The 14,455-nt window shown below is 40.6% G+C and carries 13 protein-coding genes and 2 tRNA genes; 7 read left to right on the plus strand and 8 right to left on the minus strand.

The genetic code is table 11. From position 1 onward, the window contains the following. Nucleotides 1-89 precede the first annotated feature (89 nt). Both F4V45_RS07525 and F4V45_RS07530 read left to right on the plus strand, forming a co-directional pair. Nucleotides 90-347, plus strand: coding sequence for a hypothetical protein (locus tag F4V45_RS07525; RefSeq protein WP_246145294.1), 258 nt, complete (start codon nucleotides 90-92; stop codon nucleotides 345-347). Next, on the plus strand, nucleotides 323-1,390 hold the full coding sequence (locus tag F4V45_RS07530; protein WP_150337730.1) for a hypothetical protein: 1,068 nt from the start codon (nucleotides 323-325) through the stop codon (nucleotides 1,388-1,390). The genes F4V45_RS07525 and F4V45_RS07530 overlap by 25 nt, the downstream gene beginning before the upstream one ends. A 238-nt stretch (nucleotides 1,391-1,628) precedes the next feature. Here F4V45_RS07530 and F4V45_RS07535 read toward each other — a convergent pair whose 3' ends face one another. The 8 genes from F4V45_RS07535 to F4V45_RS07570 all read right to left on the minus strand — a co-directional run bounded on the left by F4V45_RS07535 (nucleotide 1,629) and on the right by F4V45_RS07570 (nucleotide 10,118). Next, nucleotides 1,629-3,257, minus strand: coding sequence for a lytic transglycosylase domain-containing protein (locus F4V45_RS07535; RefSeq protein WP_150337731.1), 1,629 nt, complete (start codon nucleotides 3,255-3,257; stop codon nucleotides 1,629-1,631). A gap of 9 nt (nucleotides 3,258-3,266) precedes the next feature. Next, entirely contained in the window at nucleotides 3,267-3,551 is a 285-nt protein-coding gene (locus F4V45_RS07540) for a YggT family protein (RefSeq protein WP_150337732.1), read from the minus strand. A gap of 127 nt (nucleotides 3,552-3,678) precedes the next feature. Next, entirely contained in the window at nucleotides 3,679-5,013 is a 1,335-nt protein-coding gene (gene gltX, locus F4V45_RS07545; protein WP_150337733.1) for a glutamate--tRNA ligase, read from the minus strand. 65 nt (nucleotides 5,014-5,078) lie between these two features. Next, nucleotides 5,079-5,786: a lysozyme inhibitor LprI family protein gene (locus F4V45_RS07550; RefSeq protein ID WP_150337734.1), complete on the minus strand. Its 708-nt coding sequence runs from the start codon at nucleotides 5,784-5,786 to the stop codon at nucleotides 5,079-5,081. A 26-nt stretch (nucleotides 5,787-5,812) separates the two neighbouring features. Further along, nucleotides 5,813-6,928: a PLP-dependent cysteine synthase family protein gene (locus F4V45_RS07555; RefSeq protein WP_150337735.1), complete on the minus strand. Its 1,116-nt coding sequence runs from the start codon at nucleotides 6,926-6,928 to the stop codon at nucleotides 5,813-5,815. Between the two features lie 44 nt (nucleotides 6,929-6,972). Then, nucleotides 6,973-8,031, minus strand: a complete 1,059-nt coding sequence (locus F4V45_RS07560) for a restriction endonuclease (protein ID WP_150337736.1) — start codon at nucleotides 8,029-8,031, stop codon at nucleotides 6,973-6,975. Beyond that, nucleotides 8,032-8,937 (minus strand): adenine-specific DNA-methyltransferase, encoded by a 906-nt coding sequence (gene yhdJ, locus F4V45_RS07565; protein WP_150337737.1) that lies wholly within the window; start codon nucleotides 8,935-8,937, stop codon nucleotides 8,032-8,034. 29 nt (nucleotides 8,938-8,966) lie between these two features. Beyond that, nucleotides 8,967-10,118, minus strand: coding sequence for a trans-sulfuration enzyme family protein (locus tag F4V45_RS07570; protein WP_150337738.1), 1,152 nt, complete (start codon nucleotides 10,116-10,118; stop codon nucleotides 8,967-8,969). Nucleotides 10,119-10,335: 217 nt separating this feature from the next. Between F4V45_RS07570 and F4V45_RS07575 the strand changes: the two genes are divergently transcribed. From F4V45_RS07575 to F4V45_RS07590, 5 genes are all read left to right on the plus strand, one after another. Then, nucleotides 10,336-10,410, plus strand: a tRNA-Val gene (locus tag F4V45_RS07575). A gap of 44 nt (nucleotides 10,411-10,454) precedes the next feature. Continuing rightward, nucleotides 10,455-10,530: transfer RNA gene (locus F4V45_RS07580), tRNA-Ala, on the plus strand. Nucleotides 10,531-10,718: 188 nt separating this feature from the next. Then, the gene (locus F4V45_RS07585) at nucleotides 10,719-12,635 is read left to right on the plus strand and encodes a DUF1561 family protein (RefSeq protein WP_150337739.1); all 1,917 of its coding nucleotides are present in this window, start codon (nucleotides 10,719-10,721) and stop codon (nucleotides 12,633-12,635) included. Continuing rightward, nucleotides 12,625-12,786: a hypothetical protein gene (locus tag F4V45_RS09495; RefSeq protein WP_170235208.1), complete on the plus strand. Its 162-nt coding sequence runs from the start codon at nucleotides 12,625-12,627 to the stop codon at nucleotides 12,784-12,786. The genes F4V45_RS07585 and F4V45_RS09495 overlap by 11 nt, the downstream gene beginning before the upstream one ends. Then, the gene (locus tag F4V45_RS07590; RefSeq protein WP_246145301.1) at nucleotides 12,722-14,299 is read left to right on the plus strand and encodes an SLC13 family permease; all 1,578 of its coding nucleotides are present in this window, start codon (nucleotides 12,722-12,724) and stop codon (nucleotides 14,297-14,299) included. The genes F4V45_RS09495 and F4V45_RS07590 overlap by 65 nt, the downstream gene beginning before the upstream one ends. Nucleotides 14,300-14,455 lie beyond the last annotated feature (156 nt).

The following is a 14,455-nucleotide window of genomic DNA, read 5'->3' on the forward strand; positions in this document are numbered from 1 at the left end:
CAAAAATAATAGTGATTCAAATGCTAATATTTGTTATGAATAAACTTGTAGAATCTAGCTAACACCAATAAAAGACATAAGGAGTGAAAGTGTCGTTACAAAATCTTTGTGCTAAAAGGGAATTATTTCTTGCACAATATGCAGATATGGAAAAACCTATCCAAACCTTGCGTGAGTTGTGTAAAGATAATAGTGAAAAGCTTGTGCTTATTGAGAGTTTTGATAAGTATATGAGGCAAAAATATGAAATCTTTGCGGATTTGCAAGATATAGAGAATAAAAGGCAGAAAATTGATGGCTTGATAGGCAGATATATTACGCTGTGCGTGCAATACTGCAATATATAAGAAAGGAATCTAAAGCAACACAAGAGAAGTTAGGGGCAGTAAAAAGACTTTTACAGGAATTGCAGATTCGTTATGATACGCAAGAGTTTATCAAGTCGCTTAAAGGTGTGGGAAAATATGTAGGTAAGCATTTATCTCTGCTTATTTGGATTCCAACTGTCGTTGGAGCATTGATTTTGATGTGTTATTTTGCTTTTAATGCTCAATATTTGCCAAATATCAGCAAAGATAGTGTGTTGTATTATATTTTTGCTACGACTATTTTGGGTGTTTTTGTTGCTTTTGTGGCGAGTGTATTTTTTCTTTATCCCTTTTATCTTATTAGTCAAATTTTTTACAACATACCAAGACCAAGTGGGCTATTAAGTGTATTTTTTGCTCTTATTTATGTATTGCCGATAATTGTAGTTTTTGTAATTATTGTGGCGATTGAATTGGGAATTGGTTTGACAAATATTGAATGCACCATTGTGCTTTTTATGTGGATTGGCTTGGCGATTGGATTCTTAAAAATTGCATTACATTTTCATTGTGAAAATATATTGTTATTTTGCTTATCATCATTGTTGCCACTAGCGTTTTACTTGATAGTAGTCCAAATGTTTAGATTTGATAGTTTTGGATATTTTATTTCATTTTCTGTTTGTGTGCTTATTTGCTTAATATGCTGTATAGCGGTTTTTGTATTTGAGTATTTTAATTTGGTAAAACTTTCATTTGTAGTTGGCATTTTATGTATAGTCTCTATACCTTTTTTGTTAAGCTCCTTTATTGTAAGCAAACTCCACATAGGCAATTACACAGCAAAAGAGCTTATTTTCACACAAGAAGCCACAGATTCTATCGCTCTATGTCAGCCAACACAGGGGGCAAATAACACGCTTACAATTTCTAATGCAAAGGTTATCTCTTCGCTTGGAGAGTATATACTCTTTGAATGCAACGGCGCAAAAGAATGCCGAAAAGTCCCAATGCGATTTTTGCTAGAGGAGATATTGCAATCAAATGCAGACAAAGATAAAGGGCAAATCCAGCAAAAATAGCAATAGCTAGACTATCAAAGCCTAACTATCTGAAATCTTTTAGGGCTTTGGCAATTCTCTTTGCTAAAGGAGATGACTATGCTACTCTAGTTTGGTAGTGCGCACCTTATGAAGCTAGTCCTTAGCGTGTAGAAAAGTTTGGACTTGGTTTTGTGTTTTGCCTTTCCGTCTTTTTAGAGTGTTTTTGGGCTTCTTGGAGCTTATGATGGGGGCTAGCTTGGATCTATAGCTAGGCTAGCTAGTAGCGTAGAGCCTGCTTAAGCAAGGATTCTATATCCACTTTATGTCCTAAAAGCTCTTGGTAGATGATGTAGTTTGCAAGCACTTTCATACCATAGAATCTAGGCTCTTCATTAGCAATTAGCTCTAGGGAGAGCCACGGCTCGTATTTGCGGTTTTTTAGAAATAGCCGCTTTTTCTCCAAAGTCCTACGCCAAAATCCCGGACCGCCATTATACGCATAAGCGACAAAAAGCGGGTGCTTAAACTCATCATTTAGCTCCTCTAAAAACATCGTCCCAAAGGTGTAGGCAAACTCTGGCTTAAATAAATCTTCTAAAGTGATGTCCTGCTTGATCCCAAGCTTTTTGGCAAAGGGCTCAAGATTAAAGGGCATAATTTGCATCATACCAAGTGCGTAAGAGCGCGAGACAAGAGCGGGGACAAAGTGGCTTTCTTGCTTGGCTATGGCTAGACTCATCGCCTTTTGCGTATCATCGCGCCAGCGCACCAAATCTACATAAGGCATAAGGTAGTAGTTTTTGCTGTATTTGGTGATACGATTGCTAAAATGCGCTAGGTGTGGAGTGGTATCAATCGTGTAGAATCTATTGACTTCTTCTTCATAGCGCACCATATCTTTAATACTACTCATTCTATCACGCTCAATCTGCCACGCAAATGGATCGCTAATGTTAATGGGGGGCTTTTTTGCCACAAGCCCATCAAATCCAGAGACGATTTCATAATTGGGCTTGGTCTTTAGCTTTTGATTAGCATAGATAGAAAAAATATCGACAAACTTACTTGTCTGCAAATCGTGTAAAAATGCTTCATTCCCACTCACAAGGTATTGCCAAAACATCGCCCTATCTTTGAAAAACGGATCAATAGCCGCGCCCCTTGATCGCTCAAAATATCGCAAGGCTTGCTGCTTGCTGCCATTAAGCAGCTCATTGATCCCTAGCAAAAAGAGCGTGTTGCTATCTGTGGTAGTGATATTTGCCTTTGTAATCGCGCGCTTAAACTCTGCAAAGCTAGAATCTAAAATGATGTGTTGTAGCACACGATTAAAGGCACTAGCATTTTGGTTGCCAAAGTTTTGGATTGCTTTAGGGTCTAGGCTATGGGCAAAGATTTTTAGCTTTTGCTGGTAGGAGAGCGCGTTAAAAATCTCGGCAAATGTTTGGGCATTTGTGGCAAACATTGCTTTAGCAATGTCGCTAGAGCGCAGGATTTGGATCTTTTGTAGTAGCGTTGGATTCTGGGCGAGCTTTTTGCGTAGGCTTGCTACTTGGCTTGCAGACATTGTGGGGACTTGAGAGAGCTTTAGCCCAAATGCTACACATTTCTCATCTTGCTTTAAAAGCTCTGCGATAGGGAGCTTCGCGCAAGTGATATTCCTAGGTAGCTCTGGGTGGTAGCCCTTGGCTTGCAAAGCAGTCTTTAGCTTGGGGATTTCTCTATGCACAAGCTTATAGGCTTGTAGCGATTGCTCTAGGGTCGTGTCTTTATCACTGATAAATTCCCAAATGTAAAAATCCCTTACCACGCCTTTAGGCTTTGCTTGCAGCTCCTTTAGGCTAAGTAGTGGCTTGGCATACGCCCCAACCACACAGCAAATAATCAGCATATAACGACATAGCATTGTCTCTCCTTATCGTGCTAAAGCAAATGCCACTTGCATAATCACTTGATCGATAATCTGCAGCCCAATAATCACCGCCAAAGGCGATAAATCTATGCCATTTATCACAAGAAAGGGCAGTTTCCTGCGCGCAAAGTCCAGCACCGGATAGCTTAGGCGATAAAGCACTTGCACGATAGGGTTGCTAGGATCTGGGCGCACCCAGCTAAGAAAGACTGCAATAATGAGCACCCACATATACGCCCAAATCACCATATGCAACATATTGGCAACAGCCATAATGATAATACCCATTTACTCTCCTTGAATTTTAGGGATTTAGCTTTCTAAAGAAACTGCACTGCGCTTGTTTTGGGGCTTAAATCGTGGATTACACGCGCTGCGAGATTCCACTACCGCGCTTATCGCTCTTGCAGGCTCATCAAGGCGCGCTAGAATCCAGCTTTGCCACCTTGATGATAGCTTGCAAATATGGGCGCAAGATCTCATAGAGCTTGGAGAGATCTGGTCCGTGGCTAGCACCTGTTAGCAAGATTCTAAGAGCTTTGAAAAAGCCCTTGCCCTTTAGGCTGCTTGCTTGCATTGCTTGATTTTTGAAGCTCTCATACTCTGCTGGGGCATTTGTAATAAGCTCTTGCAAGGATTCTAGGAGTAGGGCGCATTCTTTTGAGAAGTCCTGCCCTTCATAGAGCGCGTGAATGTCCTTTGGCGCAAAGATTCTAGCGATTTTCTCTCGCAGCTCATTGAGCGTGCTGGCTTCTTCTAAGTAGATTCTAGCAAGCTTGCCCATAGACTCATCACTACTCTCTAGTAGCAGTGCTAAGTCCCCATCGCTAAGGCGCGATAAATGCGCGTGATTGACAAAGCGCAAGCGCGCTAGATCAAAGCGCACGGGAGCTTTAGCGACTTTCTCAAGGCTAAACCACGCGATGGCTTCTTCTAGGCTAAATATCTCACAAGGCGTGTGATTCCCCATACTGATGAGATAGTTACAAATCGCACTTGGCAAAAATCCCTGCTCCAAGAGCCACGCCACGCTTGAAGCACTATCGCGCTTGCTCATTTTCTTACCGCTTTCACCTAGGATTATGGGTAAATGTGCGTATTCTATGTGCTTTTCATAGCCTAATGCCCTATGCACTAGAATCTGCTTTGGCGTGTTGCTTGTGTGGTCTTCTCCGCGCACAATCGCGCTAATATCATAGAGCATATCATCGCACGCGCAGGCGAAATTATAAGTAGGCACGCCATCTTCTCGCATAATCACAAAGCTATCTAGCTCATTTGGCGCGAAGTGTAGCTCGCCTTTAATGCTGTCGTGGTAGGTGATAGGCTCTGTGCTTTTGCGCAGTCGCACCACAGGGGGCTTGCCAGAGTCTTTTTCTATCTCTGCCCAGCTATCATCATAGCGGAAGGCTCGCTTCGCTTCTATGGCTTCTTGCTTTTTAGATTCTAGGAAGTCTTTGGAGCAGTAGCAGTAGAACGCCTTGCCGCTATCAAGCAGCTTTTGGGCTAGCTGATTGTGGTAGGAGAAATTAGCACTTTGATAGACCAAATCGTCCCACAATAGCCCAAAGAGTGTGAGAATCTGTAAGATCTCCTTATCGCTTCCAGCGATATTGCGCACTTGGTCGGTATCCTCTATGCGGATCAAAAACCGCTCTTTGCGCTGCTTGGCAAGGATATAGTTAAAAATCGCAGCGCGCAAGTTCCCTATGTGCATATCGCCTGTGGGCGATGGGGCAAAACGAAGCATACAAAGCCTTTAGGAAAATTTCGCGCATTGTAGCATATCTGCCTAGATACTGCCCTAAATCAAGCCTATATATCCCCATCATCTAACTTGCACCCAAATATACTATCAAATTCTACGCCACCATCTGTTATCATCATCAAATAGCGTGAAAATAGCTCATTCACACGCATTTTTAAGAATCCTAGCCTTGCATTACTTGCTTCAATGCTATATATCGTGCCACCGCCATTTATATCATAGATATGTGCGTGATGTTTTTGTATGTATGCCTCATAGCTATCGCGGAGCTTGAGCCACGCTCTTTGCTCTTCTAGCAGTGTGTCTTGCCCATTTTGCCCCTTTTTTATATTTTGAATATTGGGCTCGTGGGAGAAAGCCCCTGTTGGCGTGGTTTTGCCTTTCTTTTTGAGTTCAGTGCGGTAGAGTTTGTAGTATTTGTTTAAAAGCTTGTCATACTCATTATAGCCATAATTAAGTGAAGCTAGAATGCCTTGCGTTGAGCCTAGCACTTCGCCTAAGTGTTGCACCTCGCAGTCAATTTGCGTTGTTTCAAAGAGATAGGTTTGCTCTTGTTTATTTTTAGGATTGAAGTCAAAATGAGCCATATCGCATTGCTTTTTGATATACTCTTGCTTGTCTTTGCTTACATTATATTCCTTAAACAACTTTTGCAAACTCTCACTATCAGCAAAAGCCATATTTGCAAACGCCATAAACGCCAAAGGCATTAGAATCTTTATGTGAGTCTTAAATAATTGCGTAAAAATACTCATAAATCACTGCCTTTTTGATTGAAGTTTCACACAAGATTCTTGCTAAAATACCTGCTTAAATCATCAGCAAAGAGTGTAACGATGAGTTTGTTTTCTACCTTTTGGGCAAGTTTTAAACACGCTTGCAAGCACGCCCCAGATGAGATTCCAGCTAAGATTCCCTCCTCTCTAGCTAAGATTTTTAGCCCCTTATATGCCTCTTCATCGCTAATCTTTTGCACTATATCTATAAGGCTTGTATCCATAGTTTTTGGGATAAAGTTATTGCCAATACCCTCAATATTCGCACAGCCCTCTTGCCCCCCGCCAATCACAGAGCCGATAGGGTCGCATAGCACAGCTTGTATCCTAGAATCCTGCTCTTTTAGGTATTTTGCCACACCGCTAAAAGAGCCGCCGCTGCCAGCACCGCATACAAAATAATCTAAATTTGGCAGCGACTTTTGCGTGCTTTTAAGGAAATCTACGCTCAAAGCTCGGTCATTTATGTTTAATAAACTCCCTTCGCTTTTCGCTTGATAACCCTTAAAATCATCACAAAATTCATCTGCCAAATTAGCTTGGCTACTTTTCTTGCCATTGCTTGTTGCGTGTGTTGTGGATAAATCCCCAAAAAAATCTCGTATATTAGAATCCCGCACTCCCTGCATATCCGCATAAATCTCTTTTGCGGTAGTAAGGTAATGTGCTTCAGGATTAAGCGGATTTTCAAACTGGCACAAGCTAAAAGAATGTGGGGTAGAATCTAGCAGTTCTTTAGCTTTATCAATCGCGCCTTGTATGCCTAGCTCTTTTGGCGTGTTAATCACTTCCGCCCCTAAAGCTCGCATTAGAATCTGCTTTTCAATGGAAAATTTATCTGGCACGACTAAAATCGCCTTGACATTAAAATGCAAACACACAAAGGCTATGCCTAGCCCAGTATTCCCAGCAGTGGCTTCTATCACCACAGAATCTTTATGTAATCTGCCCTGCTTTTTTGCCTTTTGCAAAATATACAGGGCTACGCGATCTTTCACGCCACCAGCGGGGTTGTAGGATTCAAGTTTTGCAAAAATGCGATTGTTATTTGGAATCTGTATGTGTGAAAGCTCTACAAGTGGCGTATTACCGATAAGTTCAAGACTTGAGTGATAAAGCATTTATATCCTTTTATTAACTTTGTATGGTTTGGTATTATTTATTTTCATAGTAAGTTTAACTCTAGCTTATAGTATAAATTTACATCAAAAATAAGTGAATTTACGGAGTCCTCATCTAAATTCTCAAGCCATTGGATTAATTCATTAATTGTAATAATTTCTTCAATAGCTTTGCAATATCTCTTTTTGATAATCTTCATTCCACACGATTTTTTCTCAATATAGTTTTGCAAATCTTTTAAAACACTTTCTTTGTTTTGCTTTGTTTTAATGACAAAAGTGATGGGAAAATGCAAAACCTTATCAATATCCAAAAGATATTTATCATAATCATTCACTTCACTTACTTGAAAAAACCTTCCCAATGGACGCATAACAAAATCAATCCCGCCATCATTTGCGTTTGTTCGCCCTGTTTTATATAGCTCTAAATATTGTTCTTGTATGGAATCTAGTGTTTTTCCAATATAAATTTTTTCATTCTTGTAATAATTTTTAAGAATTGCATAGGCAATAATTTCAAAGATTCTTGCTTCACAATCTTCTTGTAAAAGTTGTAAAATGCACTCCTTTTTAGCCTTATTATCATTACTTTTTACAAGACTTTCAAGCAAAGAAATTAAAGATAAATCTTTGTTTTTAAGTAACTCTATATATTTTTCTATAATTTCTGCTGCAATTTTTGCAATATCTTTATTTCCCACATATAAATACTCAATATGTAAAAGGTATTTTCCATTGTTAATGATAATCAAGTCATTAGCATTTTCTCTTACAATTTTATTTTTAAATTCTCCATTTACCCTTGAATTTAATGCGTGGTTTTGTAATTTTTCACCTCCATATAGTGAGCGATAAAATTTAAAAAGTTTTGTATATTCATAACCTTCAAATTCCCTATAAGCTTTTTTATTTTCATAAAAATCTTGTATATAAAAATATAAAATCGCATATACTGCATAAATATTTGCAAGGCTTCTTCTTGCCTTATTGTTACTATAAACAGCACTTGTCTTAAGGTTTAAATATTGCAATAAGGGACTTTTTGCAAATAAAGGAGTGGCATTATTTTTAACTAAAATCTCTTGTATGAAATCTCTCAATTATGCCCCTTTAAATAAAGTCAATTCATGGTCTTTTTTACTTTTATTGTTTGTTTTTCTCATCTTTATCTTTTCTAAATTTTCATTATTATAATCTCGTGTAATACCACATCTTCTAAGCCCTATTTTAAAAAAATCTTCATTGTTGTCTATGCCTATGGTTTTTCTCCCTAAATCAAGGGCTACCTTACAAGTGGTAAAACTTCCTGCAAATGGGTCTAGCACAATATCATCTTTATTGCTTGAGGTTAAAATAATGCGTTTTAATAAAGATTCTGGTTTTTGTGTTGGGTGGTTTTCATATTCTATCATTTTGTATCGCACACGATTAAAATGCCATACATTACTTGGAATCTTAAGGCTATTATAAGGTTTTGGTGGTGTTTTACGATAATCTATCAATTTTCTTTTTGCCCCTGTTTTTGCTTCCACTAAAATATCGCTTTTATTAAAAATATAAGGTGAATTTTTATTATGCGTTATCATTAAGATTGGCTCATAATTTGAGCTAAATTTATTTTTTGGTTGCACCCCAGCAGAATCATAAGTCCAAACAATGCGGTTAATCACAAAATATTTTTCACTCACATAGCAATCCAAAATTGGCATAAATTGAGTGGAACTCATAAAATACATTGTGCCATTGGGCTTTAAGATTCGCATACAAGAATCAATCCATATTCTACACCACTCTAAATATTCGTTTGCATTTGCAAAAATGTCTTTTGAGATTCCAAAATCTTTTCCAATACCATAAGGCGGGTCAGCAAAGATTAAATCAATACTTTGAGATTTTATATCATTTAAAATTTTTAAGCTATCACCTAGCAAAACAATTGCGTTTTCGTTACTTTTATATGTTGTTTGTATGTTTTTAAACGCAGCTTGAACTTCGCTTGATTCCATTTCTTTCCCTTATTTACTAAAAAAGCCACTTACACACGACTTTTTTCAATCGCTTGATTTATATCATCAAGCAAGTCTTTAGCATATTCAATGCCAACGGATAGGCGGATAAGATTTTCAGTTATCCCCATAGATTCACGCAAGTCTTTGGGGATAGAGGCGTGGGTCATACTCGCAGGGTGGCAGAGCAAGCTCTCCACGCCCCCTAAACTCTCAGCCAACGCGATGATACGCGTGGATTTAAAAAAGATTCTATAATCATATTCTGGCTTTAGTGTGAAACTTAGCATTCCACCACCACCACGCGCTTGGGATTTTTGTGCCTCATATTCGCTATCGCTTTTTAGCCCCGGGTAATACACTTTTTCCACCGCTTTATGTTCGCTTAAAGATTCTGCTAGAAACAGGGCATTTTCACAATGTCGCTGCATTCGTAAGCCTAGTGTTTTCATACCGCGGATAAGCAGAAAGCTATCAAATGGAGCCAATACACCGCCTATGCTATTTTGCAAGAATCCTATGCGTTCAGCTAGATTCTCATCATCTACCACAACAAGCCCGGCTACAAGGTCGCTATGTCCGCCAAGATACTTTGTCGCAGAATGCACCACAATGTCAATGCCTAGCTTTAAAGGTTGCTGCAAATAGGGCGTCATAAAGGTATTATCCACGATACTTAGCACACCTTTTTTCTTGCAAATTTCAGCGACTTTTACCAAAGGCGTAACGCTTAGAAGAGGGTTTGCAGGGGTTTCAATCAGCACGGCTTTGACTTCAGGTGTGAGCGCAGAATCGAGTGCGTTTAAATCCCTTGTATCCACAATCTTATAGTTAATATTAAAGTTTTTAAAGACTTTATCTAGGATTCTAAAAGTCCCGCCATAGACATTTTGTGAGATGATGATAGAATCTCCGCTTTTAAATAGGCTCAAAATCGTGCCAAGGGCTGCCATACCACTAGCAAAGGCAAAGCCATATTTCCCGCCCTCACATTCGGCTATAAGGCTTTCAATCCCATCTCTTGTGGGGTTTTTGGTGCGGGAGTATTCATAGCCTTTGTGCTTGCCTAACTCATCTTGAGCGTAAGTGGAGGTTTGGTAAATAGGCGTATTTACCGCACCTGTGCGTGGGTCTGTGGTAAGCCCCCCGTGGATTAGTGTCGTATCAAAGCTGCTTTGCATTATAAATCCTTAGTAAGATTGATTTAGATATATTGTAGCAAATTACCTTAACACCATTTTGCACCCTTTGCACTCTCTAAAGTATATCCATCGCTTTTACTGCAAAGTCGCTAGCCCAAGCAGCAAGGGATAAATGCTTTAGATTCTACTCTTAGAAGAGCTTAAGTATTAACACGCTAGAATCCAAGCTTTGATCGCCACAAATAAAAGCAGTTGAGATCGCGTAGCTCAGTGGTAGAGCACTACCTTGACATGGTAGGGGTCGTTGGTTCAAGTCCAATCGTGATCACCATTTAGCCTTTCAAATAGCTTTAGATTCTAGCTTGGATACTTCAAGGGGTGTTAGCTCAGCTGGGAGAGCGCGACGCTGGCAGCGTCGAGGTCAGGGGTTCGACCCCCCTACACTCCACCATATCTCACATTTCATAAAGTAACACTGCTTACCTTGTATCCCCACACTCCTAATTTATGCAAATATCAGCATAACTTTCTATGCAAACTCGAGTCAAACGCAGCAAAAGCACACACCAAAATCCACATTAACTAACCATTAGAATACAGAGCAGTATAGTTGATATATCTCATAACAAAGGAGTAACTATGAAATTTTTACTTAGTGTTGTTTTCTTGCTACAAAGCATTGCATACCCCCTAGTAGCACAAGTGCTAGAGTCTAAGCCTGCTCCTGTGGTGCAGCATAAAGTCCAGCCGCCTAAGGATAGGACATTGCAAGTTGTTACATCTAAAGGCTACAAGCTTTGCTACGCGCCTACATTTTCAAGCTACGCGGCGCATTACTCCTACATTGGGCTTGTGGATTGCTCATCAAGGAGAGCTATCCCTGCTAGGTTTGATGCCTTTGGGCGCATTGGCTTTAATATCAACAAAACTTGGCTCTGCTTGACTGCGCCAGATTCTGTGTGGGCGAGAGAGAAGACATTTGATTATCTCTTTCTCTCCCCTTGCGTGATCAATCTCAAAGCCCAGCAGTGGAAAGTCCAAAATGGGCGGTTTGTCTCACGCGAGGCATTTTATAGCATTAAAGATGATGGCAGCTATCTCTATGCCGCAAAGCCAAGGGATAAAAAGCTCTTTTTTCATAAGCTCTCGCCAAGTATGACAGAGTGGTCAAAGACAATCGCTATGCCCGGAAATCTAAGTATTTTTATGTGGATTGGCTGGGATTTGATCGATCGCTATGGGCAGCAACGCTACTTTTTGCGCAGTAATTATTCTGATAAAAACACGATGATTTTATACTACAACTTAATGAGTGGGCATATCGCAGAATACTATGAGCCAACAGGGCGATTGTATTGTATGTATTCTGATACACGCAAGCAGAATTGGGACTGGGTGTGGTGGGCATTGTGCGATGATACAAAGCCGCCTAAAGTCAATCGCGCATATTTTAAGCCTGTCCCTGTGGGGCAGAATCTCTACTCCTTTGAGGATAAAGATGGCAATATCTTGCGGGTAACGCGCTATGGATATTATTGGGGTGTGCCTTATACGGTCAATAAGCGATATATCGCCAAAGACACGGGTAAAAGCCCTACTTCTGCCTTTGTTGTTGATCCTTATATGGAAGTGTGGCTGCGCTTTATCTATGCTAATGCTGGAAGAAATTTGCATAATTGCCCAGCTCCGGGGCATTGGCTAGGCACACATTCTAAAGCACAGAAAAATGTCCCGCCCTTGCCGCCAAGCTTTAGCCTAAGTGAGCAGTGGATACAGCGATTATTTGCCATTGATTACAGCACAGATATGACAACGCCTGCAAGCGGAATTTGTGGCGTGTGTTTGTTACAAGCCTATCAAATGATAGCCGAGCTACTGCATTTTCAAACCCCCCTTACAAGTGGCGGATATTTTTTTGACACAGCTGCTGGGAGGAATCCTTTCCCCTCTTTTCAAGCTAGAAATTCTATCTTGCACCAAACGCTAGAAGATATTATGAGCTACTATAACTATCCTGTAACAGGGCGTAGGGATTCGTTTTTGCGCAATGTGGAGAGAGCGTATGCCAGCAGTATTTCTATGCTGCCGCAGTATGATTGGACAATGCTTGGGCAAGGGGTAACACAAGCTGAAGTAGATAGCCTTATGCAGCGTGTGATCAACTCCCCTGCTGGGAGTGTGTTTCTTTTTACTATGGCGCGCTTTGATCCGGATTTACGCACATTAACTGCGCACGCGGTGCCTGTTTTACGCTTGCAAAGTGGTGTGGTAACAATCCCGGCAAATTCGCTTGTTAGTATGGAGGAGTATAGGGCTAGACTCACACCTGCAAATAGCGTGGCTGAGCTTAGGGAGCGGCTAGGGCGATTTGCAGGGAGGCATATCAATGTCGTGGGGCTTGGGGTGTTTTCTGTGGATAGATCGTATAGAAATGGCTTTGAAGGCATTGTGTCTTTGAGTGATTGCAGTGGTGATGGGAGCGATAGGAGGGGCAATGGGCTTTTGCCCCTGCCAGAGCTGCTAAATCAGTGCATAAGCGGGCGGTGTGAATACTAGGCTAGATTCTAGCCCTAGAGCCAAGCAGCCAAAACAAGCGCGCCAATATGTGCTAAAATTGCGCAAGCTTGAGCAGGGGAGAATCTATGCGAGAACCTACACCACCACAGCCTACCACACAGGGAAAAGATCTTACACAAGCTTCATCTAGCCTAGATTCTAGCGCGCAGGACTCTAGGCTAACGCCTAAGCTAGAATCCACTTTACTAGATTCTACCCCATTAGATTCTGCTAAAGACTCCACGCTAGAATCTAATCTCAACTCCACAGAATCCACTCCGCAAGAAAAACAAAAAGAAGAACGCACAATCAAAATCATTCTAGGCGTGGGCTTAGCCCTTGTATTTGGCATTATTGCAGCAATTTTGGCAAGGGTGTATCTTGGGGCTTCTTTTAAGGTGTCAGCCTTACTTGGCATTATTGCCCTGCTTGTTACGCTCTGGACGAATAAAGCCCTGCCACTAGGTGTTGTCTCACTTTTGCCTATTATTCTTTTTCCAAGTTTTGGCATACTTGATACCAAAAGTGCCACAGAAAACTACGCCAATCCCATTATCTATCTCTTTTTGGGCGGCTTTATGTTAGCTACCGCCACAGAAAAAATCGGGCTTCATAAAATCATTGCCAAAAAGTTTTTCTCCTTTTTTCCGCAGAATCCAAAGGGCGTTATCTCCGCACTTGGACTTGCTTCTTGTGTGCTTGGCACAGCTTTATCAAACTCCACAACCGCTATTTTACTTCTACCCATTGCCCTATCAATCACGCAGGATTATTTTCTTAAAATGCGTTTTTTACTCGCTGTGGCATTTGGGGCGAGTATCAGTGGGATTACAACGCCTATTGGTTCGCCGCCGAATCTTATTTTCCTAGGATTCTTAGAAAAGCTTGGCTTTGATGGCATAAGCTTTACCACTTGGATTTTTATGATGGCTCCGCTTACTTGCCTTATGCTTTATACGATGATTTATGTCCTATCTTTTGGCACGCAGGGTTATAGCGTGGAATTTAAGGCATTTGAAAATATACAAGTTCGCGCTGAACACAAGCGGTTATTATTTTTTATCGCTCTTTTGCTTGTTGTGTTGTTTTTAAACTCTCCCATTAAGCCCTTGTATAATGGGCTAGGATTAAATGAAAATATTATCCTACTTGCCTTTGGGCTACTGATGTTTGTGCCAAAGATTGGGTTTTTGGATTGGGACGATTCTAAATCCATTCCTTATGAGTTGATATTTTTGTTTGGTGCGGGGTTTTGTATCGCTACTGCCTTTTCTCAATCCGAGCTTGGCGGGGTGTTTGAAGGATATTTTATGCGTTTTTCACATTTGCCATTTTTTGTATTTTTGCTTCTTGCTTGTGTATGTGCGATTATCGCCACAGGCTTTTTAAGCACAACAGCACTTATTGCTATTTTACTGCCTATCATTTATACCGCCACGCAGTCGTTTTTAGTAGCAGATGAGCCGACAATCACAATGCTTGCCATTACTATTTGTGCGAGCTTTTCTTTTATGATTCCTATCTCCACACCGCCTAATGCCATAGTCTTTGAAAAAGGCGGTATCAAGGTGTGGGATATGGTGCGATTTGGATTCTTGCTGAGTGTTGTGGGGATTGTGGCTGTGAGTATCTTTGCCTTTGCGTATTGGCGGTGGTTTTTGTGATAGATTCTAGTTAGATTCTAGCTAGAATCTAACTTTTGTGCGCTCCAAGCTTGCCCCTCCACTTTACTCTATTTATTTCACTTCACGCTTACAGATTGCAAAACGCTCGCGCTTTGTTTAGAATTCGTTTTTTTTTTTTTTTGTAGGCTCGTGTTT

It is taken from the genome of Helicobacter canis (assembly GCF_008693005.1).
GTDB classification, from domain to species: domain Bacteria; phylum Campylobacterota; class Campylobacteria; order Campylobacterales; family Helicobacteraceae; genus Helicobacter_B; species Helicobacter_B canis.

Excerpts from the sequence above, each read along its gene's own strand:
- gltX (WP_150337733.1), bottom strand. The coding sequence starts at position 5,013 with ATGCTTCGTTTTGCCCCATCGCCCACAGGCGATATGCACATAGGGAAC.
- F4V45_RS07555 (WP_150337735.1), bottom strand. The coding sequence starts at position 6,928 with ATGCTTTATCACTCAAGTCTTGAACTTATCGGTAATACGCCACTTGTA.
- F4V45_RS07590 (WP_246145301.1), top strand. The coding sequence starts at position 12,722 with ATGCGAGAACCTACACCACCACAGCCTACCACACAGGGAAAAGATCTT.
- F4V45_RS07570 (WP_150337738.1), bottom strand. The coding sequence starts at position 10,118 with ATGCAAAGCAGCTTTGATACGACACTAATCCACGGGGGGCTTACCACA.
- F4V45_RS07535 (WP_150337731.1), bottom strand. The coding sequence starts at position 3,257 with ATGCTATGTCGTTATATGCTGATTATTTGCTGTGTGGTTGGGGCGTAT.
- F4V45_RS07585 (WP_150337739.1), top strand. The coding sequence starts at position 10,719 with ATGAAATTTTTACTTAGTGTTGTTTTCTTGCTACAAAGCATTGCATAC.
- F4V45_RS07550 (WP_150337734.1), bottom strand. The coding sequence starts at position 5,786 with ATGAGTATTTTTACGCAATTATTTAAGACTCACATAAAGATTCTAATG.
- yhdJ (WP_150337737.1), bottom strand. The coding sequence starts at position 8,937 with ATGGAATCAAGCGAAGTTCAAGCTGCGTTTAAAAACATACAAACAACA.
- F4V45_RS07540 (WP_150337732.1), bottom strand. The coding sequence starts at position 3,551 with ATGGGTATTATCATTATGGCTGTTGCCAATATGTTGCATATGGTGATT.